Annotated in this window: 20 protein-coding genes; 5 read left to right on the forward strand and 15 right to left on the reverse strand. The window is 60.0% G+C overall.

Going from position 1 to position 21,859, the window contains the following annotated elements:
* Positions 1 to 782: 782 nt before the first annotated feature.
* Together EDC30_RS18640 and EDC30_RS18645 are read left to right on the forward strand one after the other, a co-directional pair.
* Positions 783 to 1,226 (forward strand): DUF2244 domain-containing protein, encoded by a 444-nt coding sequence (locus EDC30_RS18640; protein WP_132260370.1) that lies wholly within the window; start codon positions 783 to 785, stop codon positions 1,224 to 1,226.
* 49 nt (positions 1,227 to 1,275) lie between these two features.
* Positions 1,276 to 2,019: a lysophospholipid acyltransferase family protein gene (locus EDC30_RS18645; protein ID WP_132260371.1), complete on the forward strand. Its 744-nt coding sequence runs from the start codon at positions 1,276 to 1,278 to the stop codon at positions 2,017 to 2,019.
* A gap of 21 nt (positions 2,020 to 2,040) precedes the next feature.
* Here EDC30_RS18645 and EDC30_RS18650 read toward each other — a convergent pair whose 3' ends face one another.
* The 9 genes from EDC30_RS18650 to EDC30_RS18685 all read right to left on the reverse strand — a co-directional run bounded on the left by EDC30_RS18650 (position 2,041) and on the right by EDC30_RS18685 (position 9,403).
* Positions 2,041 to 2,901, reverse strand: coding sequence for a type 2 periplasmic-binding domain-containing protein (locus EDC30_RS18650; RefSeq protein ID WP_243656864.1), 861 nt, complete (start codon positions 2,899 to 2,901; stop codon positions 2,041 to 2,043).
* Positions 2,902 to 2,924: 23 nt separating this feature from the next.
* Entirely contained in the window at positions 2,925 to 3,698 is a 774-nt protein-coding gene (locus tag EDC30_RS18655) for an ABC transporter permease (protein ID WP_132260372.1), read from the reverse strand.
* Between the two features lie 78 nt (positions 3,699 to 3,776).
* Entirely contained in the window at positions 3,777 to 4,772 is a 996-nt protein-coding gene (locus EDC30_RS18660; protein ID WP_132260373.1) for an ABC transporter substrate-binding protein, read from the reverse strand.
* On the reverse strand, positions 4,769 to 5,539 hold the full coding sequence (locus EDC30_RS18665; RefSeq protein WP_132260374.1) for an ABC transporter ATP-binding protein: 771 nt from the start codon (positions 5,537 to 5,539) through the stop codon (positions 4,769 to 4,771). Before EDC30_RS18665 ends, EDC30_RS18660 begins: the two co-directional genes overlap by 4 nt.
* Before the next feature lie 285 nt (positions 5,540 to 5,824).
* Entirely contained in the window at positions 5,825 to 6,187 is a 363-nt protein-coding gene (gene speD / locus EDC30_RS18670) for an adenosylmethionine decarboxylase (protein WP_132260427.1), read from the reverse strand.
* A gap of 26 nt (positions 6,188 to 6,213) precedes the next feature.
* Complete coding sequence (locus tag EDC30_RS19540; protein ID WP_165973886.1) at positions 6,214 to 6,381, reverse strand: hypothetical protein; 168 nt, start codon at positions 6,379 to 6,381, stop codon at positions 6,214 to 6,216.
* Between the two features lie 36 nt (positions 6,382 to 6,417).
* On the reverse strand, positions 6,418 to 7,860 hold the full coding sequence (locus EDC30_RS18675) for a DUF4178 domain-containing protein (RefSeq protein WP_132260375.1): 1,443 nt from the start codon (positions 7,858 to 7,860) through the stop codon (positions 6,418 to 6,420).
* A 12-nt stretch (positions 7,861 to 7,872) separates the two neighbouring features.
* Positions 7,873 to 8,973, reverse strand: a complete 1,101-nt coding sequence (locus tag EDC30_RS18680) for an SPFH domain-containing protein (protein WP_132260376.1) — start codon at positions 8,971 to 8,973, stop codon at positions 7,873 to 7,875.
* 34 nt (positions 8,974 to 9,007) lie between these two features.
* Positions 9,008 to 9,403 carry a DUF350 domain-containing protein gene (locus EDC30_RS18685; protein WP_132260377.1) on the reverse strand — a complete coding sequence of 132 codons (396 nt, stop codon included), beginning with the start codon at positions 9,401 to 9,403 and terminating at the stop codon, positions 9,008 to 9,010.
* 123 nt (positions 9,404 to 9,526) lie between these two features.
* Between EDC30_RS18685 and EDC30_RS18690 the strand changes: the two genes are divergently transcribed.
* Both EDC30_RS18690 and EDC30_RS18695 read left to right on the forward strand, forming a co-directional pair.
* Positions 9,527 to 11,038, forward strand: coding sequence for a polyamine aminopropyltransferase (locus tag EDC30_RS18690; RefSeq protein WP_132260378.1), 1,512 nt, complete (start codon positions 9,527 to 9,529; stop codon positions 11,036 to 11,038).
* Positions 11,038 to 12,657 (forward strand): NAD(P)-binding protein, encoded by a 1,620-nt coding sequence (locus EDC30_RS18695; protein WP_132260429.1) that lies wholly within the window; start codon positions 11,038 to 11,040, stop codon positions 12,655 to 12,657. Before EDC30_RS18690 ends, EDC30_RS18695 begins: the two co-directional genes overlap by 1 nt.
* Positions 12,658 to 12,701: 44 nt before the next feature.
* Here EDC30_RS18695 and sugE read toward each other — a convergent pair whose 3' ends face one another.
* The 3 genes from sugE to EDC30_RS18710 form a co-directional block, all read right to left on the reverse strand.
* Positions 12,702 to 13,019 (reverse strand): quaternary ammonium compound efflux SMR transporter SugE, encoded by a 318-nt coding sequence (gene sugE, locus EDC30_RS18700; protein WP_132260379.1) that lies wholly within the window; start codon positions 13,017 to 13,019, stop codon positions 12,702 to 12,704.
* A 185-nt stretch (positions 13,020 to 13,204) separates the two neighbouring features.
* On the reverse strand, positions 13,205 to 15,616 hold the full coding sequence (locus EDC30_RS18705) for an AsmA family protein (protein ID WP_132260380.1): 2,412 nt from the start codon (positions 15,614 to 15,616) through the stop codon (positions 13,205 to 13,207).
* Positions 15,617 to 15,699: 83 nt separating this feature from the next.
* Positions 15,700 to 16,569 (reverse strand): Crp/Fnr family transcriptional regulator, encoded by an 870-nt coding sequence (locus EDC30_RS18710; protein ID WP_132260381.1) that lies wholly within the window; start codon positions 16,567 to 16,569, stop codon positions 15,700 to 15,702.
* 649 nt (positions 16,570 to 17,218) lie between these two features.
* Here EDC30_RS18710 and EDC30_RS18715 point away from each other — a divergent pair.
* Positions 17,219 to 18,580: an OmpP1/FadL family transporter gene (locus tag EDC30_RS18715; RefSeq protein WP_207907329.1), complete on the forward strand. Its 1,362-nt coding sequence runs from the start codon at positions 17,219 to 17,221 to the stop codon at positions 18,578 to 18,580.
* 9 nt (positions 18,581 to 18,589) lie between these two features.
* Here EDC30_RS18715 and EDC30_RS18720 read toward each other — a convergent pair whose 3' ends face one another.
* The 3 genes from EDC30_RS18720 to EDC30_RS18730 form a co-directional block, all read right to left on the reverse strand.
* Complete coding sequence (locus EDC30_RS18720) at positions 18,590 to 19,765, reverse strand: PQQ-dependent sugar dehydrogenase (RefSeq protein WP_132260382.1); 1,176 nt, start codon at positions 19,763 to 19,765, stop codon at positions 18,590 to 18,592.
* A 45-nt stretch (positions 19,766 to 19,810) separates the two neighbouring features.
* On the reverse strand, positions 19,811 to 20,215 hold the full coding sequence (locus EDC30_RS18725) for a response regulator (RefSeq protein WP_132260384.1): 405 nt from the start codon (positions 20,213 to 20,215) through the stop codon (positions 19,811 to 19,813).
* Positions 20,216 to 20,460: 245 nt separating this feature from the next.
* Complete coding sequence (locus EDC30_RS18730) at positions 20,461 to 21,567, reverse strand: NADH:flavin oxidoreductase/NADH oxidase (protein WP_132260385.1); 1,107 nt, start codon at positions 21,565 to 21,567, stop codon at positions 20,461 to 20,463.
* Between the last annotated feature and the right edge of the window lie 292 nt (positions 21,568 to 21,859).

Here is a 21,859-nt window from a genome sequence, read left to right on the forward strand (position 1 = left end):
AGCTCGCTGGGCTACTTGGCCCCAGACCAGTTTGCAGATAGTTTTTTAACCGCAGATTCCATGTCCATTCCGGACTAAATTGGGTAGCAGGTCACTGCCACCTAACTTGGCGCACTGATTAAGAGAAAACCCCAAACTTACAACAAGTTGCAGCCGACCTGCATAAACACCCAGTACTAATTAAACGAAAAAAACGTCAACAACTCCGTCGCAGAATGAAACTGTCCGTCTAACCCGGTCAGCCTGCCACCTAACCCGACTCTCCGCTTAGCCGAAAACGCCGCATTCATCGGCCTTACGACGATATCCTGTTAAAAAAGACAGTACTAATTAACTGCAAAACCGGCGCGCACATTGCAAGCACATTTCTTGCAATAATCATATCATGCTCACCCGTTCGTCCTGTCCGCAAGGAAAGATGGTAGCGCTCGCAAGACGAAAGCACATCCCATGAATATGGGAGAAAAAAGCCCATCATCACTCAAGACAATGCTGCCATGGCACCGGCTCTTAAAACCTGTAACGAGTAATGTTGAAAGGTTGCCGCCAGCTGCGGCATCCCTTTGCGCCGGGCGAGGATAAAGCGCTTCATATAACGGTCGACCAGACGGGGCCTGCAATAAGTACCGCCGTCCACATCCGCTTGAATGGAAGTAGCTTTGGCGATTTGCCTGCAAGTTCCAAAGGCCTCATGCCGGCTTGATCCGGGCATATCGGAAATTATTTCTACGGCAGCGACTCTATAGCTAGAGACGGCTTACCACACCTTAGATACGCTGCCGATGAACAACCGGGAATGGCTGTTAAAACGTAACTGTTCGCTGACGCCGCGCCAGTCGATTGCGGCGCTGGGCAGCTTATGCCTTGCCATGTTGGGTTTGGCGGTTCCATTCGTTCTGCTGTACGGCGCCTGGCTGGTGCTGGTATTTGCAGCGATGGAAATTGCTGCCCTGGCTGCCGCCTTTGTGCATTTTGCGCGGCATGCGCGCGACCGCGAACGGATCGTGCTGGCGGACGGGTCGCTGCTGGTGGAGCGTGTCGAGGCCGATAACGTTCATCAGTTCCGATTGGAACCAAACTGGATAAGGGTGGAGGCGCCCCGACGTTATGGCGACTTAATTCGCCTGCGTTGCGGTGGGCGATATGCCGTGGAAGTCGGCCGCTTCGTCACGGTAGAAAAACGCAAGCATTTAGCAGAAGAGTTGCGGCAAGCATTAAGGAAATAATTTTCCTTGCTCATGTATCATTGTATCGATACAAGACAAGGGAGACTGGATGCTACCCCTACTGCGCCTGCTGCGCAAAGCCATCGGCTGGATCGACTTCATCATATTTACCGTACTGCTATATCTGCTTTCCTGGCTGCCCTGGCGCGGCAAGCATCCGGTAGCTTATCTCTTCCATGCCTGGTGCCGCGCTTTTGTGCGCGCGCTGGATGTCGACTTACGCCTGCATCAGAAAAACCTGCGGCCGCTGCCGGCGCGCTTCATCCTCATCGCCAACCACCCCAGCGCTTTCGAAGACATCGGCATCCCCGCGCTGTTTAACGTGGTGTCGCTGGCCAAGCTGCAGGTGCAGGACTGGTTCATCGTCGGCCGCATCAGCCGCGCCGCCGGCACGTTGTATGTGGACCGCGACGATCCGGCGTCGCGCCAGCAGGCGATCCAGGTCATGGCCGATGCCGTCAATGGCGGGCAAAACATTGCGCTCTATCCGGAGGGCGGCTGCAAGGGGCGGCGCTTGCATACCGAGTTCAAATCGGGGGCGTTTGACGTGTCCATGCGCACCGGCATTCCCATCCTGCCGGTATTTCTGCATTACGAAGCGCAGGATGATTTCGAATGGCAATCGCCCTGGACCTTGCCGGACAAGATCCGCCACATGGCCACGGCGGTCAACAACCGCGCCAACTTTTATGTGTATGACCCGCTCGACCCGAAGGATTACGCCGACAAGTATGCGATGAAGGCCGCTGCGTATGAACTGTACCGGCGCTGGAATGCGCAATACCTGGAGTAGGGACGAATAGGCTCGAACGCCTCAATGGCAGTCCGGCACATCCTGGTCGAGATAGACTTCAAAGGCGATATTACGCGCCATGAGGCGCAATTGCTGCTGCAGATAACCCCTCGCTTGCCAGTCCTGCGTCACTTGCGTGGCCCAGGCGCGGGCCTTGTCGTCATCCTTGGGCAGAATGATGACGAGCGGTGCGCCGCCAAGCGGTGTCAGCCGCGCGGAAAACTTTTTCCACTCCGGCAGCTTCAGTAATTCTTCCAGCAAGGCGGCATCGTGGATAGTGGCGTCGCAGGCGCCGGTGCGCAGCGCCAGCAAGGCATCGGCTGCCGCCTTGTATGATTTTTCAGTGGCGCCATAGCGCGCCGCCAGGCCGGCGTAACGTCCGCTTTGCGTCACGCACACGCTGCGCCCCTTTAACTGTTCCCAGCTTTTGATGGTGGTATCGGTGCGCATGATGGCCATTGGCGCGGCCACGTAACCAGTCGGCACTGCCGCCACGTCGGCGCGGGCCGATGATGCGCCGGCTGGCGCGACCAGCAACTGCAGATCGGCCTTGCGCGCCTTTGCCGGACTGGCGCGATGCTTGTCCGCGGTTTGCTGCAACGGCACGGCCTTGACTTGCAGGCGCTGCGCCAGATCCTGCGCCAGCGCGTGTTCGATGCCTTCCGGAGTGCGGAACTTGGCGCCTGCGGCGTATTCCGGCGCGACATAAGCCATGCCGATTCTCAACTCACCGCGCTGCCGGGCTTGCGCCAGCGTGTCGGCGGCCGTTGCCGGCAATGCCATGCCCAAGCCAGTCACTGCTGTTGCGGCCGCCATTACCAGCGCCGCTGCGCCTGCCGGTAGCGGCATGGCGGAGGACGGCAGGTGCGACGACAGTTTCATAGCAGCGGAATCATTGCAGGTAGTTAAACGTATTGATAACGCAGCACGCGGTGCTTGAGGTTTTCCAGCACCAGCTGGTCGATCAGCGGCGCCAGGATGGCAATCGTCAGGATGCTGGTCATCACGCCCACCATGTCGGCGGTTTCGCCGGCATACGAGAGCGAGCGGCCCAGGCCCTTGCCGAAGCCAATCAGCATCTCTGCCGAAATCAGCGCGCGCCAGGCATTGCCGAAAGCCAGCTGGGCGCCCGTGATCAATTCCGGCATCACCGCCGGCAGGTACACCCGGCGCAACAGATCCCAGCGTGAGGCGCCCATCACGCGGGCCGCCGCGACATGGACTTTTTGCACGCTTTCGGTGGCATTCATCACCGACAGCGCAGCCGGGAAGAATGCCGCAATGGCGACGACCACGATGATCGGCAGATTGCCGAAGCCCATCATGATCAAAAACAGCGGCACCCAGGCGATCGAGGGAATCGATTGCAGGATGATGATGGCGGACTTCAACACTTCGCGGAAAAAGAACAGCACCGCGCCGATCAGGCCAAAGCCAATGCCGAACGCCAGCGCCGCGCCATAACCGCTGCCCAGGCGAATCAGGCTGCCCCACAAGGCGGCGCGGAAGGATTCGGATTGCATCTCTTCCCACAGCCGCTTCATCACCACCGGCACATCCGGCATCAAAAAGTCGGGCAAGATCCAGGCGGCGATTTGCCAGCCAAGCAGGATCAGGACGACGGCGAGGGCGAAGGCGAGTTTCTTATGTAATCCGGAAAGACGGGTCTGGGTGCTCATGTCAATCTCAAAACAAGATGGCCGGCAGAGCGCCGGCCATCGTCAATCTGCGAAGTCCGCAGTATAGCAAGTTACCAATTACAGCTTGCGTTCCTTTTGCCAGGACAGGTCGAGGATCGACTTGACTTCAAACGGCTTGCCGTCGCGGGTCTTCAGGGCGCCCTGTTCCTGCATGATGTTGGCGATTTCCTGCATGCGCGCTTCTTCCTTCGGCGTCACCAGCGGGCTGAAGGTCTGGCTCTTGATGGCGGCAGTGATCACTTCCTCGCGCGGCACGTCGCCTTTCTTCAGGGTCTTGAGCGTCGGCTCGGAGATGAAATAACCGGCGATCAGCTTGGATGCATCGGCAGGCTTTTTCTGCAGCAGGTCGATGGCATCCTTTTGCGCATCGAGCGACTTCCAGACTTCAGCGCGACGGTTCTTCAGGGTGTCGCCCGAGGTGATCACGACCATGCAGGGGAAGGGCCAGACTTCGCCGATTTCATAGATTTGCTTGACCGGCGCGATCAGCTGGGCAATGCTGGCTTGCGGCTCGAACAGGAAGGCGGCGTCGACGCGCTTGCCGACCAGCGACTGCACCGCCACCTGCGGCGACACGCCCATGACATTCACTTCATCGGTCTTCAGGCCGGCATTCTTCAGCACCACGCCCTTCAGGACGGTGTCAGCCGTGCTGCCTTCGGCTTGCGACGCCAGGGTCTTGCCTTTCAGGTCGGCGACCTTGTTAATGCCGGCATCGTCACGCGCGATGATGGCGTGATAGCCATGCTGCGCGCCGCCCACCACTTTAAGGTCGGCGCCCTTGGAAGCCCATGCCACCGCATTGGTGAAGCCCAAGACGCCGGTGTCGAGCTGGCCGCCGACGATCGCCTTGATCAGGTCGGTGCCCGACTTGAACTCGACCAGTTCCACATCCAGGCCATGCTTTTTGTACAAGCCGGCTTCCTGGGCGACGATGGCTTGGGCATCATCCATGACGCGGATGTAACCGACCTTGAACTTTTCAGCGGCAAATGCCTGGCTGGTCAGCGCCAGCGCGGCGGCGGCAGCCAGAATCAAACGAGACAATTTCATACTTCCACTCCTTCTGTTGAGTTGATTGCATCCACTTCGGCATGGATCCCGAGCAGGCTCAGGATTTCGCGCCGCATGGGAGCGAATTCGGATAAATCGTGGCTTTTCTCATGGTGCGCGAGGTTGAATTCCTTGAGCACCGTGGCCGGGCGATGACTGAACACCAGGATGCGGTCGGCCAAAAACAGCGCTTCATCGACATCGTGCGTCACCAGGAGCACGGTCGGGCGCACTTCGCGGATCAGGTCGCGCAGGGCATCCTGCAGCGTCATGCGCGTCAGGGCATCGAGCGCGCCGAAGGGTTCATCCAGCAGCAGCACTTTCGGTTCCGACACGAAGGCGCGCGCCAGTGCCGCGCGTTGCCGCATGCCGCCCGAGACCTGGTGCGGATAATAATCCTCAAACCCCTGCAGCTTGGCCTTGGCCAGCCATTGCACGGCTTGCCGGCGCGCTTCGGCCTTGCTCACTTTCTGGAATTCCAGCGCCAACGCCACGTTCTGCACCAAGGTCAGCCACGGGTAGAGCGCATTCTCCTGGAACATCAGCATGCGTTCCGGGTGCGGGCCGGTGACCGGCTTGCCATCGGCCAGAATGCTGCCGCTGCTGGGCTTTTCCAGGCCGGCGGCAATGTGCAGCAAGGTCGACTTGCCGCATCCGGACGGGCCTACCAGCGCCACCAGTTCTCCCGTTTGCATTTCAGAGCTGAATTGCTCGATGACGTGCAAGCCGGAAAAATTCTTTGTAATGTTGTTAAAAGATAGTTTCATTGGAAACTGCAAGACACTGGTCAAACCCAGCATTATAGAAGACTTGGCTACATCCTGAAGATTAGCGGCCTATCATTGCAGGTACAAGAATTATTATTTTCTATGCTTATGTCGGTGCGGCATAAGCTCGGCAGCGTAAATCACTGGGATTTGCCGAGATTACATAGCAATTTGCAAATGAATTGCGTTCGCGGTTTGCGGGTTTGCTTCTCAAGGTTTCGAGCGTGCAGGGGATGCAGTGAGGCTTTGCCAAGACGAACCTAAGACTTCAAATTACTGAAACGTCTACGACTTTTCTCGAGTGGAAAGTGGCGCGACGGCATAACCGCGCGGCAGTTCCTGTATGGTTCGCGAATCCGGCGCCAATGCTGCCTCGATTACTGCCAGCGCCCGATGCGGCTGGGCATGCCCGCACATGAAAATATCCAGCGCGGCGAAACCCAGTTCCGGCCAGGTATGGATCGAAATATGCGATTCCGCCAGCAGCACCACGCCGGTGATGCCCTGGCCCGGCCCGAAGCCATGAAAGTGGCTATAGACGATGGTGGCGCCAGCTGCCTGTGCCGCCGCGCGTAAGAGGGCGGCGATGGCATCGGCGTCGCAGAGTTTTTCGCCCGCGATACCGTGCAGGTCGGCGATCAGGTGCATGCCTGAATGACGCAAGTCCGCCGGCGTCACTTGTGTCCTCCGCCGCCCCACGAACCGCCGCCCGAATTCGAGCTCCAGCTGCTGCCGGACCGGTAGCTGCTCCCCCCATGGCCCGGCGAGAGCAGCTTGCCCCAGCTGGCCACGACGCTGATGAATGCCACGATCAGCGCATAGACAATGAATTTGCCATTCATGTTGTTGTAGTCAGGCTTAGTGTAGTGATGCGTACGCTATTCATCCTGCATGAGACTCATGATCTTTGCCGGCAGCCAGATGGCGGCCGCCGCGAATGCCGAGTAATGCCAGGTTTCGTCGAACGCCGACGTCAAGGGGATAAAGTTGAAACCGAAGATCCCGTACAAGAAGTACTCGGCGATTTTTACGATATCGGTCTTGGGTGCCAGCGCTTTGTCCGAGATGTTCAAGCCGAACCAGGCACGCATCTGGTCGGCGCCCACAGGCGTCGAATAAGACCACGTCAGCTCGTCTTGCGTCGTTTCGGCGGCCAGGCGGTTCTTGCCTGATTCGAATTCCACCACATGGGCGGTATCGCCTTGCTGCACGCGCCAGTTGAAGGCGCCGATTGCGCTGACAACGGTCGCCTGGTATTCATACAGCTTGCGGAAGGTGGCTGAACCGAGCTTGATGGCGCCGTCGCGGTTCCATACCGGCCAGTCGTCCTGCACGCGGGCGCGTTGCCAGCCGTCGGCGGTTTCGATGAGCCACAAGAATCCGGCACGCGGACTGTACAGCTGGTATTCCGTCCATTCCTCACCTTCGTCGTCGCGCCTGCGCATGGCGCCGATGACCTGATAGGCATTGCCGCTGATGGTCGCCTTGGCGCCCAGCTCAAGCGTCGTCTTCAGGCGCGCCATGCGCTCGCCGGCTTCCATCACGGTCGCCACATCGGTCGTGGTGTCGACTTGCGAGCGGCAAGCCGGGCAAACGATCTGTTTGGTGACGCCCGGCACCCAATTCAGGCTGCTGCCGCAGGAAGGACAGGACAAGGCCTGGATGCGCTTGCGATAGGCGCCGGCGGATTCCTTGACCGCTTCATCGTCGCGCAGCAGCTGGCATTTGAGCTGGTCCAGCGTCACGGCCTGGCCGGCATAGACTTTCGGAGTGTCGCTCTCGGAATAATCCAGCGTGACGAAATGGCGGCCGCTGCGCAAGTCGGCGACCTTCGCCTGCCATCCCGCTCCGAGTTGGAACGGCAATTCGCCTTCACCACCGGTGCATTGCGCAACGCGCACGTCGGCGGCGGTGCAGAGCATGCCTAGCAGGCCATAGGTGGCGCCGATGCGAATCTTATCGAAGCGCGGCAATTCCGCTGCGGGAGTCTTTTCCTGCGTCAGCGTGTACTGGCCGCCGGATTCCGACAGCCACATGCCACGGCCGTCGGCGAGCAAGACATACCATTCATTCCACAGTCCCGCGTCGTAGCGCAGCTGGATGCGCCCCACCACGGTGAATTTCTGTCCGCCGAAGCTGCCGGAGGTGCCGATCTGCAGCGGCGAATAATCCTCCAGCACCGCCGACATCTTGCCCATGTCGCGCACGCTGTCGGCATCCTTGAACAGGGTGCTCTTGCAGTAGGCGCATACCGCCATGACCGAGGCATGCGACTTGAACTCGACCGGCGCGCCGCAACTCGGACAGGATACTTTCTGCATGTATGACGCTTTCTAGCCGATCAGCTTTTGCAAGACCTTGGCCTTGGCATCGTCGTAGTCGGCCTGCGAAATTAGCCCCTTGTCGAGCAATCCTTTCAACTGAGCCAGGCGTGCCTCGGGCGAATCGGTGGCAGGCGCTGCGGCTGGAGCAGGTTGCGGAACGGCGGCATGTTCCGGCGCGCCTCCAGTCGGTTGCGGCACCACGGCGCCGGGAATGACGCCCGCGCCCGGCACGCCGGCGCCCAGGCCCAGTCCCTGCGCCATCGCCTGGCCCATGACGACGCCAGTCGAGAGTCCGGCGCCGATGCCGGCCAGGCCGCCTTCATTCTGCGCCGCCAGCGGAATCGCCTCGGCAGTCTGGAAGCGCGTGTAGCCGGCCAGCTTGTCGGCGGACAGGCCACCCTTCATGCCGGCGCCGATGCGCGCGTCCAGCGCCTGCTGCAACTGGTCCGGCAGGCTGATCGTGCCGACATTGAATTCGTCCAGCGAGAGGCCATAGCGGCTGAATGCCAGCGCCAGGTCGCCCTTGACCTGCTGCGCCATCAGCGTCTGGTTGCCCGCCATGTCGAGGAAGGGGATTTGCGAAGCGCCCAGCGAATTGGCCATGGAAGCCAGCATGATGCCCTGCAGCTGCGCCTCGACATCGTCGCGCGTGTAGACCTCGCGCGTGCCGGCCAGCTCGGTGAAGAATTGCTTGGGGTCGGCAACGCGATAGGAAAACATGCCGAAGGCGCGCAGGCGGATGGCATCGAAATCCTTGTCGCGGATCGTGATCGGCTGCGGCGTGCCCCACTTGCGTCCGGTCTGGATGCGGGTCGAAAAGAAATACACGTCCGACTTGAAAGGCGAGGCGAACAGCTTGTCCCAGTTTTTCAGGTTGGTCAGCACGGGCAGGGTGCGGGTGGTCAGCTTGTAGTTACCAGGACCGAAAATGTCGGCGACCCGGCCCTCGTCGACGAACATCGCCATCTGCGATTCACGCACGGTGAGCGTGGCGCCGTTCTGGATTTCGAAGTCCGCCATCGGGTAGCGCCACGACAGCACGCCTTCGGTTTCCTCGTTCCATTGCAGAACGTCGATAAACTGCGTCTTGACGAAATCGAACAAGCTCATGATGTTCCTCTCTCGGATTGATGACCTGACTGATTCAGGAAATGCAGGCGGCATTGATGGCGCCTACCGCAATGGAAATTGCCGCCAGCAAGCCGCCGAAGGCGACGTTGCCGGATTCGATATGATCCTTGGACATCGCCATGCAGCGTTCCATCACCAGGTAAGCGACCAGTTGCACCACCAGCGCGGCGGCGCCCCAGGCAATGAATTGCACATAGCCCGCGGTATGCATGATGGCAGACACCACGGTCAGCGAAAAACCGATGATCGCGCCGCCGAGCGAAAACGCGGCGGCAGTGTTACCTTGCCGAATCAGCAGCACTTCGTTAAACGGCGTCACCCGCGTATAAATCACAAAGAACACGGTGAGCAGCATACCGGCGAGCGCGAGATAGATCAGGTAATTGGCGAAGGCGGGCAGAGAATTCATGAATGTCCATCCGGATATAAATTGCCACTATACTAATCGAAAATCTTGCCTCGGCGGCAGCGCCGTCCTCACTCACGTAATAATTTCACAACAAGCCTCACGCCGCCTGCGCACTCATTGCCGATGACCCGCCACATCCTGATCTTTTCCGTCTTCGTCGTCGCATCCTGCGGCCTGGCTTACGAATTGGTGGCGGGCGCGCTGTCGAGCTATCTGCTGGGCGACTCGGTCTTCCAGTTTTCCACCATCATCGGCTGCTATCTGTTTGCCATGGGCGTGGGCGCGCATTTTTCAAAGTATGTGAAGGATGACGAAGTGCTGGCGCGCTTCATCGATATCGAACTGGCGGTGGGCCTCGTCGGCGGCTTGTCGGCGGCCATCCTGTTTCTCACCTTTGCCTGGACCGGCGCGCCATTTCGCACCATGCTATACGTGATGGTGTTTTTGGTGGGCGCGATGGTCGGCATGGAAATCCCGCTGGTGATGCGCGCCTTGAATGCGCGGCAGACTGCTTTTTCCGAACTGGTCAGCAAGGTCCTCACTTTCGATTACTTGGGTGCGCTGGCGGTGTCGGTGCTGTTTCCGCTGGTTCTGGCGCCGCAGCTTGGTCTGGTGCGCACGGCCTTTTTGTTCGGCATGCTCAATGTCGGCGTCGGGCTGTGGACTATCTATACGTTCCGTGCCGAGGTAGTGCATGCCACTGGTCGCGTACTGCGCGCGTCTGCCGTGATGAGTTTGCTGGTGGCCGGTTTCATCGCTTCGGATCGCCTGGTGCGCTGGGGCGAACAAGCCATGTCCGGCGACCAGATCATTTTTTCCACCGCCACGCCTTACCAGCGACTGGTGCTGACGCGCTGGAAGGATGACTTGCGGCTGTACATCAACGGCAACCTGCAATTCTCTTCGCGCGACGAATACCGCTATCACGAAGCGCTGGTGCACCCGGCCCTGGAAGCGCTGCCGTGGGCGCGTTCGGTCCTGGTGCTGGGCGGCGGCGATGGCTTGGCCCTGCGCGAAATCCTGCGCTATCCGAACATTCAACATGTGACCCTCGTCGACCTCGATCCGGCCATGACGCAAGCCTTTGCCAGCCGGTCCGAACTCGTGCAGCTCAATCGCGGCGCGCTCAGGGACCCGCGCGTGACCGTCGTGAACGCCGACGCAGCGATCTGGCTGCAGCATAACGAGCAAGTGTTCGATGCCGCCATCGTGGATTTTCCCGATCCCTCCAGCTTCGCGCTGGGAAAACTCTATTCGGTGCCGTTCTACACGCAGCTCAAACGCCATGTCGCCGCCAATGGCTTGATCGTCGTGCAATCGACCTCGCCCTTTTTCGCGCCGCATGCCTACTGGACCATCGATGCTACCTTGCGCGAAGCGGGCCTGGCGACCTGGCCTTATCACTTGTACGTGCCATCCTTCGGTGAATGGGGCTTCGTACTGGCTTCGCCGCAATTGCCCTACGCACCACCGCAGCATTACCGGCTGCCCTTGCGTTATCTGAATGGCGAGACGACACAGGCAATGTTTACCTTCCCGCCCGATATGCAACGCCTGCCGATGGCGCCGAACCGCTTGAATACCCAATCGCTGGTGCACGAGTTCGAGCAGGATTGGCGACGGGTGATGCGCTGATGGACAGGCGCAGCTTCTTGCTGGGCGCGGGCAGCGCCGGCATGCTCGCCGCCGCCGGCGCTGCCGCTTACTGGCGCTGGCAGGAAATCACGCCGCAGATTCGTGTTCCCGGTAGAGCAGAGGGGCACTACCTGCGCGACTTGCGCGACCATCGTGCACTGCCTGCGCCCTCGGCACAGATTGACACCGATATCGTCATCCTCGGCTCGGGCATCGCCGGGCTGACCGCCGCCTGGAAGCTCAACAAGGAAGGGCATCGCAACTTTCTGGTCATCGATGGGCCGCAAGCCTACGGCAATGCTGCCGGCGGTCAGTATGGCGACTACGCTTTCCCGACCGGCGCCCACTACCTGCCGCTGCCTTCGCAGGATGCCTTTCATGTGCGCGAAATCCTGCATGACCTTGGCATCTTGCTGCGCAATCCGTCTGCTGAAAAGCCGTATTACGACGAGCGATTCCTGCTGCATGAGCCGCAGGAACGCGTATTGTTTGAAGGTCGCTGGCAAGAGGGCGTGCTGCCGAAGGAAGGCGTGCCCGAATGGGAATTGCAGGAGCACCGGCGCTTCCACGATGAGATGGCGCGCATCCATGCCTTGCATGGCAACGATGGCAAGCGGTTGTTTACGCTGCCGAGCGCCCTGTCTTCGCAAGACCCCGCATGGCGGGCGCTCGACCGCATCAGCGTTCGCACGTGGCTGGAGCTAAACGGCTATCGCGCGCCGACCCTGCATTGGTATGTGAATTATTGCTGCCGCGATGATTACGGTTGCGGCTATGACCAGGTGTCGGCCTGGGCCGGCTTGCATTATTTCTGCAGTCGCGGCGGCCAGGCGGAAAACGCTGCCGATGGCGCCTGGCTGACCTGGCCCGGCGGGTTGGAACCCTTGGCAGCAGGTCTTGATCGCCGAGCCGGCCAACGGCGCCGATCCGGCACGGTCATCGCGCTGGAAAAATCCGGCAAGGGCGTGCAGGCGCTTTGCTTTGAACTTGATGGCGGCCAGCCGCGTACCTACTTGGTGCGGGCCAGCAAGGCGATTTGCGCCATGCCGCTCTTCGTCGCCGCACGCGTCGTGCAACACATCAGCGACCTTGGCTTCGACGCCTCCCGGCATATGCCGTCTTACGCGCCTTGGATGGTGGCCAATTTTCTGCTCAAAGGCTTTCCTCGCGAATTACCGCAGGCACCACTCTCCTGGGACAATGTCATTTATGGCGGCAAGGGCTTGGGCTATGTCGTCTCCACCCACCAGGATGTGCGGGTTGCGCCGCCGCCCAAGACGGTGCTGACGGCCTATATCGACCTGTCGGCACAAGAGCCGCCAGTGGCGCGCCGCTGGCTGCAGGATGCCCATCCACAGGAATTGCTGCAACTGGCGATGAGTGATTTGACGGCGGCGTATGGCCCACGTTTTGCTGGGATCGTCGAGCGCGCCGACCTGACCCTGCGGGCGCATGCCATGGCCAGTCCGCGCCCCGGCTTTTTGAGCAACGCGGGCTTAAAGGCCTTGCAGTCAGTAGATGGGCCGATTCTTTTTGCCCATGCCGACTTGTCCGGTTTTTCCGTATTTGAGGAAGCGTCCTGGTGGGGATATCAGGCAGCGCTACGCGTACTCGCCTGAGAAGCCCGACATACGGAGCTTGCCATCGGTGCCGCCAGGAACAATCAGTCCGTTGAAAGTTTCATCAGCACCAGGCCGCAAACAATCAGCGCTGCGGCAACCACCCGCATGAGACTCACCTGCTCACCCAACGCCGCGATGCCCACGATGAATGCGCCGACAGCGCCGATGCCGGTCCAGACCGTATAGGCAGTGCCAAGCGGAAGCGTGCGCATGGAAAACGATAGCAAGGCAAAGCTGGCTATCATCATGACCATCGTGATGACAGAGGGAACGAGCTTGGTGAAGCCATGTGACAGCTTCATCGAATAAGCCCAAACGACTTCAAAGAGTCCGGCGATGATTAACGTGATCCAGGCCATGGCGGCTCTCCTTTACAAAAAGAGCCGGGCCGTCCCGGACTGTATTCCCAAAAACGGGGGAGGTCGTCCTCCTATATGCCGCCCCGGTCAGCCAGCAAAAGGCTACGACGACGGCTTAGATAGAACGGCAATTATAGCCGCGCCAGCACAGTGCTGCACATGAGCTTCATGCGCACCGCGCCGCCCTATTTACCGAACAAGCCCTTCAATTGCTTGTTGATTTCCTCGCGCGCTTTTTCCTTGATCTCGGATTTTTTCTCCTCGATTTTTTCCTTCGCCGCTTCCTTCACCAAGCCGGCGAAATCGATGCGCCAGCCGATTGCCGTAAACGGACCGGACAGGCGCACCGGCACCGTCAACCCCTTCAGCGATTGCAATTCCGGCCCGCCTTGACCCTGCAGCGTCGAGACAACCGTGACCTTGGCAAGATAATCCAGCCTTTCCGCACCGAGGTCGATATTGCCGGCGCCGCCGACGCGCAAGAGCGGCGACTTGACGCTCAGGTCATCGTTGCGCGCCACGCCATTCGTAATGCGAAAGCTGCCGGTCAATTCGCTGAAATCGGTCTTTTCTGCGGTCGATCCGGTACCGGTCTCGGTCACCGACTGGCCGCGCAATTCGCCGATCTTCGCCTTGGCATTGCGCACTGCCTGCGCCACGTTGACGCCATGCACGGCGCCTTCGCGCAACTCCAGGCGCGCGCTGCCATCCAGGCTCTTTTTGATCTGGTCGAAGCCGCCGCCTGTGCTGGTGACATCCAGCACGACGTTGCCTCGGCCATCGATCGGATTCTTGTTGCTCGCATCCTTGAGCAAAGCGCCGACATCGATGCCGCTCAAATTCTGTTTGAGCGCGAATCGCGGCGTGGCAGTGGCCGTCGCCGATACCGAGCCGCTGGCGCTACCGCCATACAAGTTAGCTTTCAACGGATTGACCTCGACCTTGCCGGCGCCGGCATTGAGCGTGGCATGCAGTTTCGACGCCTTGATGTTATGGAGAGTTAATGCGCCGATATTGACCGTACCCTTGGCGCGCAATTCCCGCAGGGCCGACAAGTCGAGCGGCTTGGCTGGCGCTGCCTTGCCCGCACCGGCTGCTTGTCCCGCTGCTTGTCCCGCTGCTTGTCCGGCAGGCTTGGCCGATGCAGGGGCGGCCTTGGCCAGATAGCGGTCGGCATCGAGACGGTCGATATCGATATCGAAGGAATACGCCGCTGGCGAAAAGGAAGACATGCCGAATTTGGCATCGAAACTGCTCTCGTCCAGCTTGCCCTTGAGCGCGGCATCCAGGTCGGATTTGGCCATGTCGAGCCGGACATTGCCGTTGGCATTCAATTTCAGGTTGCCGCCAGCCGGATTAGGCAGCGTAAAGGCCGCGCCGATATTCGGCAACTCGATGCGCTTGCTCTTCAGGTTGGCCGTCAGCGGCGTGGTCAGCGTGCCGTCGATGGCAACCTTATCCTGCTTGCCGGCCAGCGTCATTTTCAGTTGCGGCGACTGGAACAGCATCTTGTCGATATCGCCGCTGATACTGCCGGCCAGCTTGGCGTTGGCATCCAGCTTGCCTTCGCGGATGACCATATCCAGCAAGACCGAGGGCAGCTTGAATGCCTGCGGCGTGCCCTCGAAAGATGGCGCGGAAAAATTTGCGGTGATGTTGCGCGCGCCTTCCACCAGCTTGGCTTCGCCCTTTAGCTTGCCACCGCTGGCGGCGGTATCGGACAACGCCAGTTTGGGCGCTTCCAGGCGCAATGTGAGCGCTTGCGCCTTCAGCTTGCCGCTGGCGTCCAGCTTCACATCATCGAGGGCAAATTGCTTGGCAGCCGGCTGCAAATCGGCGTTGCCGGAAAAACGCAGCAAGGCATCCGTAAAGTCGAGCAGCTGGCCCTTGATCTCGGCATCGGCGCCGCGCAGCGCATAACGTTTTTGTTCCAGGTCGATGGTAAAGCCGCTCTTGGCTTTCAGGCGTGCGGCGATCGCCGGCGCATTGCTTTTCACGTCGGCCGCGAGTGTAAAGTCGCTGGCGACGCCATTGGCGATCTTGCCGGTTTCCAGCTTGAGATTGGTGACTTCGACATGGCGCTTCGCCTGCAGGTCGTCATAGCGCACGTTAGCGTGATCGATGTTGAGACCGGAGATATCGAAGGCAAACGGCTCCCTGGCCGGTTCGGCCGGCGCGCTGCTTTCTTCCTCGCTCTTTTGCTCCAGCAAGTCATCGAAATTGGTGCTGCCGTCGGCATTACGGCGGATACGCGCCTGCAAGCCATCGACACTGATTTTATCCACGACCAATTGCTTGCGCAGCAGCGGCAACAGCGCCAGCGATACCCGCGCCTGCTGGACCGAGGCAAATTCCTCCTGGCTTTGCCGCTCGGACAAGCTGGCTGCGCCAAGTTGCGCGCCCAGCTTGGGAAAGAAACTCAGCTTGATGTCGCCGGGAATGCTGAGCGTGCGCTGCTTTTTTTCCGCGACCAGGCGGATCAGCTGCGGCTTGTAGTCATTGGGATTGAACGTGGCGGCAAAAATGCCAATGGCAATTGCCATCAGCCCCACCAGAACGGCGAGGATGATGGCAATGAGTTTCAGAGGTCTGGACATGTGGCGCACCCTGCTGGTTGGCGGTTGATCCTGCCCCTTACCGGGGGAGATCTAACTGTATCACCGATGCAGGGGCACCATCCTTAGACGGCAGCCTGCACTTCGGCGCCGGCAGCGGCTTGCGCTTCCTTGTTGGCGGCAGCCAGTTTCAGGGCCTTGGCGGCTTCAGCCTTGGCACGGGCATGCGACGGCGGCAAGCGGCGCAGGGTGCGCAAGGCTTGGATATCGTGCAGCACGATGGCGCGCTGGTCGACCGAAATCAGGCCGACGGCATTGAATGCCGAGAAAGTGCGGCTGACGGTTTCCAGGGTCAGGCCCAGATAATTACCGATTTCCTGACGGGTCATGCGCAGGTTGAATTGCTTGCCCGAATAGCCCATGTCGGAAAAACGCTCCGACAGCGACACCAGGAAACGTGCCACGCGGGCTTCGGCCGACAGCGAACCCAGGGTGCCGATCAGGCTTTGTTCGCGCACCAGTTCACGGCTCATGACACCATAAATAGCGGCTTCCAGTTCGGCATTGGCGCGGCCGATGGCCAGGAACGCCTTGAAGGGCACCAGAATGATTTCGCAGTTTGACAGGGCAACCGCTTCGGTCGAATATTGCTTGCCGTGAATGCCATCGATACCGAACAGATCACCTTTCATCGGGAAACCCAGGACTTGTTCATTGCCGGATTCATCGATGATCACGGTTTTCAGGAAACCGGAGTAGACGATGTAGAGCATGTCGAACGGTTGACCGATGGTATGAACGCGCTGGCCCGACTTGAATTGCATGTGCTGAAACTGGAAATCATCCTGGAACGCGCCGAGCGAAGCAGGGATGCGCAACAGATCGCAGACCTCGCTGAGGTTGGACCACAGTTTGCCTTGACGGGCAACGGCAGCGGAAACGTTGCGTGCGGTTGCGGAGGTGGACCGGATTTCAGACATTGGTGTGTTGAGCATAATAATTCCCATTAGAAAAATTGTTCGCGGATAACAAGCTTTGCTGTTCTTTGCGTTGCAGCAATCGATGGGTTGAATTATGAAAATTTCCCAAGTTGACGAGAATCAGGCACTTGCTGAAACACCGGGTAAGCAAACTTTTTAATAATTCGGAAATTTCCTACCCCTATACATTTCCGAACGTCAATTGTTTTAGATCAATTCAAGGGGAAAAGCGGTCGCAATCCCAGTAAGGACGCGGCTTTGCGCTCACGGTAAAAATCCGTCAGTAGAAGCGCTGGGACCTATGATTTGTAGGAGGGTTTGCGACAGGGCTAAAACAGCTGACGTCTGCTTATAGGAAAAAGAGAGTGACAAGAGTTTGATCTAACCCGAATGAAATCGGGCCGGATTTCCGCTTCAACCCATTAGACAGAGGATTATTTTCGGGTTCCGCTCATTGTTCTGTGCCTTGATAAGCGAATAATCTGTTCGTCCGGTTGGAACATTCACGCATTCTCCCTCTCCATCTACAGATATTTTCGGCGCCGGGACAAGTTCAATCCGCCGCGGAAAGAACGATTGCTGCTCCTCAAAAAGCTTTTTCGGACCGGGCGTGCTGGCAATTCAGCCTCTGCCCCTTTTGAAGTTTGGAGATTTGGAGAAGTCCATGACATCCACGTCGCAGCTAGCCCGGCGTTTCGCACATCGTTCGACTGCCTGGCTGATCTTGCTGATGATTGGCTTGATCGCTTGGGCGCCGGCAAGCCTTGTCCATGCCAGTGGCTTTGCCTTGAACGAGATGAGCGCAGGCAGCGTCGGCAATGCGCATGCAGGCAGCGCGGCAGTGGCGGAAGACCTCGGCACCATTTTCTACAACCCCGCCGGCCTGGCGCGCATGTCGGGAAGCCAGTTCATGATCAATGGCGCGGTCATCCGGCCATCTTCGCGATTCGCCAATGCCGGCTCGTCAATTCCCGGCGGGGCGGCACAGGCGGGCGGCGATGCGGGAGGCTGGGCAGTAGTGCCGGCCATGTATTTCGCGACCGATCTGGCGCCGCGCCTGCGCTTCGGCATCGGCTTGCAGGCGCCGTTCGGCTTGCGGACCGAATACGATGAGGGCTGGGTGGGCCGCTACCAGGCGCTGACTTCCGACCTGACCACGGTCAACATCAATCCGTCGCTGTCTTATCGACTCAACGACCTGGTGGCGCTGGGTGTCGGCGTCAGCGCGCAATACGCCGACGTCAAGCTCTCCAGGGCGATCGATTTCGGCACCATCTGCCTGTTTACCGTCGGCGCGATTCCTTGCCTGGGGAGCGGCATTCTGCCGCTGGCCAATGATGGCAAGGTCACGGTCAAGGGTAACGACTGGGGCTTTGGCTATAACTTCGGCGTGCTCCTGTCACCGACCGATTCGGCCCGCATCGGTCTGTCCTACCGTTCGCAGATCAAGCACAATCTCTCCGGCAATGCCTCGTACCAGATCCCGGCGAACCTGCCTCCCGGATTGGCCGCCTTGCCCCTGTTCAGCAATAACGGCGTCGCGGCCGACGTGACGCTGCCGGAGTCGCTCATCCTGAGCGGCTACATGGATATCAGCCCGCAATGGGCCATCATGGGCGATGTCAGCTGGATGCGCTGGAATCGTTTTGATGAATTGCGCATACGGTTCAACAATGGCGCGCCCGATGCCGTGATGACCGAGCGCTGGCGCAATACGGTGCGTTATGCCGCGGCCGTCAATTACCGCTACAACGATGCCTGGAAATTCCGTGTCGGCGCGGCCTACGATCCGACGCCCGTCAGGGATGAATTCCGCTCGGCGCGCATTCCGGATGCCGACCGCACCTGGCTCAGCCTTGGCGTGCAATTCAAACCGAGCAGGCAAGATACCTGGGACCTCGGCTATGCCCATATCTTCGTCAAGGATGCCCCGATCAACCGCACCGAAGTCGCCGCCGGCACGCAAACCGGCACGTACCGCAACAAGGTGGATATCCTCAGCCTGCAGTACAGCCGCGCGTTTTGATTTCCTTGATCAAGTCCCGGGCCGCAGGCGGATCAGCTGGCCACGGCTTTCATCCGTCAAGACATACAGCAAGCCATCCGGCCCTTCGCGCACATCGCGGATACGCTGCTTGAGATCCTGCAGCAGCTTGTCTTCGCGTCCCATCTTGGCATCCCGCATTTCCAGGCGCGCCAGGTAAGAAAACTTCAGCGAACCGGTGAACAAGCTGCCTTGCCACGGCTGGCCATAGCGCGCGCTTTTCAGAAACACCAGGCCGGAAGGAGCGATCGAAGGCGTCCAGTAATGCAGCGGCTGCTCCATGCCGGGCTTACTCGTGATGCCGGCGCCGATCTTGCCGCCGCCATAGTTTTCGCCATACGTGATCACCGGCCAGCCGTAATTTTTGCCGGGCTCGATGCGATTCACTTCATCGCCGCCCTGCGGACCATGCTCGACGATCCATAGCTTGCCATCGGGTCCCAGCGCCGCGCCCTGGATATTGCGGTGGCCATAGCTCCAGATTTCCGGCAAGGCGCCGGCTGGCTTGCCCGTGCCGGCAAAGGGATTATCCGGCGGTACGCTGCCATCCTTCTTCACGCGGATGATCTTGCCTAGGTGGTTGTCCAGCGATTGCGCATCTTCCTTGCGGCTGAAGCGCTCGCCCAGCGTCAGAAATAGCGTGCCATCTTTGGCTTCGACGATGCGGCAGCCGAAATGCGCGCTGCTCCTGACTTTCGGCCGCTGGCTGAACAAGACCTTGACCTGCTCCAAGCGTCGGCCATCTTCCGCCAGGCGCGCCGACGCCATGGCCGTCGAATTGCCGCCCGGCCCGGCTTCGGCATAACAGAGGTAAATCGTGCGGTTGTCTTGAAAGCGGCTGTCTGCGACGACGTCGTGCAAACCGCCCTGGCCGCCGGCATCGACTTGCGGCACGCCCTGAATCGGCTCGCCCAGCGTGCCATCCGGCTGTACCAGCCGCAGCCGGCCGGGCCGCTCGGTCACCAGCATGCGGCCCTGGTCAATGAATGTCAGGCCCCACGGGTGCTCCAGCCCCTTGCTCACCACTTCGGCACGCAACTCCACGGCCAAAGCAGAAAGCGGCGCCAGGGCCGCAATCAGGCCTGCCACGGCGGCACGACGAAACACGGGTATGCGCTGTACGCGCGGCAGATGGTCAGTCTGGCAGAGACTGGAATGTGCATGCATCGGTAGCTCCTTCGATTTGCATCGTCGCAGCCACGACTTGCGCCATTACGCGTCCGGTGCAGTGCTGCGCGCTTGATGTTCCCTTGCGACTTTCATGACGGCTTTGCGGATGGTGGCCAACACCGTGGCTTCCTTGAATGGCTTGACGATAAAGCCATGCACGCCGCGCTGCGCCGCCATCTGCACCGTTGCCGGTTCAAATTGGCCCGACACCATGAATACCAGAGCCTTGGGCAAGCCGTTGCGAATTGCATCAAGGCGTTCCCAGCCCGCTTCATCCACCGTGCCGATATCGATGCAGACCAGCTGCGGATGCAGCCTGGTGATGGCCGCCAGGCTTGCGGAACTGGCATTGCCGTCGCCGACCACGTCAAAGCCACCATTCGACAATAGCGTAGACAACAGATTGCGCGAAATGGCATTGCCATCGATGACGGCTGCTTTGATCATGACGTCAGTCCCAATATTTCATTGCTGGCCAAGAGCGCATGCTTAAGTCCTGGTTTGCCAGGCGAACTTGACTTCAGCCATGTGATCCCGTTTGCTTTATCGGTGCCGGCATCGCTGCCACCGGCTTTATTTTGCATTAGAGACACATTCTATGCCGACTGCATGCAGCTGCAAACATGACTGTTGTAAGACGTCAAATAAAAAAGGGGCTTTCGCCCCTCTTCGCGACAAACGCCAGCCTAGCGCTAACCCAGCTTCGCCCCGCGGAACAACTCCTTGTGCTCGCGCGGCTGGCAACGCCAGTACTGCGGCGGCGCTTCCACCTGCGCCCCCAGTTCGGCAGCGGCATGCCATGGCCAGCGAGGGTCGTACAGTATGCCGCGCGCCAGTGCCACCATGTCGGCCTGGCCGGATGTGACGATGGTTTCGGCTTGCCGCGCTTCGGTGATCAAGCCCACCGCCATGGTTGGCATGCCCACCTCGTGCTTGAGCCGCTCGGCAAACGGCACCTGATAACCCGGCCCCAACGCAATCTGCTGCTGCGGCGACAAGCCGCCGCTGGAGACATCGAGGAAATCGCAGCCGCGGGATTTGAGCGCGGCCGCAAAGGCAGCGGTCTGCTCGAGATCCCAGCCGCCCTTGACCCAGTCGGTGGCCGACACGCGCACGCCGACCGGCCGCTCGGCGGGAAACGCGGCGCGGACCGCGTCGAACACTTCCAGCGGAAAGCGCATGCGGTTTTCCAGCGAACCGCCATAGGCATCGTCACGCTGGTTGGATAAGGGTGACAGAAACTGATGCAGCAAATAACCATGCGCGGCGTGGATTTCGATGGCATCGATGCCAAGGCGCGCCGAGCGCACGGCGGCAGCCACGAATGCCTCGCGCACGCGCCGCAAACCGGCGTCATCGAGCGCCAGTGGCGCTTCATTGCCATGCATGAACGGCAGGGGCGAAGGTGCCCAGGTGCGCCAGCCGCCGGCCGTGGAGGGGCGCAGGGTGCCGCCTTCCCAGGGCACGCTGGTGGAGGCCTTGCGGCCGGCATGCGCCAGCTGGATGGCGATCGGCATCGATGAGTGCTGCCGCACCGCCGCCAGCGTCGACGCCAGCGCCTGTTCATTGGCATCCGACCACAAGCCGAGGTCGCGCGCCGAGATGCGGCCATCCGCTTCGACTGCGGTGGCTTCGATGATCAGCAGGCCGGCGCCGGAAAGCGCCAACTGCCCGAGATGCATCAGGTGCCAGGGCGCAGCATTGCCGTCCTGCGCCGAATACTGGCACATCGGCGCGATCACGATACGGTTGGGAAGCGTCAGTTTTCCTAGTTTGATGGGAGAGAATAGTGTGCTCATAAGGGACAATCGCGAACTGTGGAATGGAAGGAATGGCTGCGTCTGTTTGCATGATACTTAACATTGACAGAATGCGTGTGCGGCCCTGCCCATATGGCCGCGCGGACAAGTCGAAGCCAGCCAATCCCGACTGGACTTGCCGTTAGATGGCGGAACTGGCAACTGTTGGCGGAACAAGCCTTTGCCGCCGGAATGCCAGTGAATTCGCGTATATAATGTGCCGCGGCGCAGCAGGCCTGCCGCTCAATGAGGATGCGCCATAGTGCGCAATCAGCCAGACGTTCTCTTGGGC

The organism is Paucimonas lemoignei (genome assembly GCF_004342585.1).
Classification (GTDB): domain Bacteria; phylum Pseudomonadota; class Gammaproteobacteria; order Burkholderiales; family Burkholderiaceae_D; genus Paucimonas; species Paucimonas lemoignei.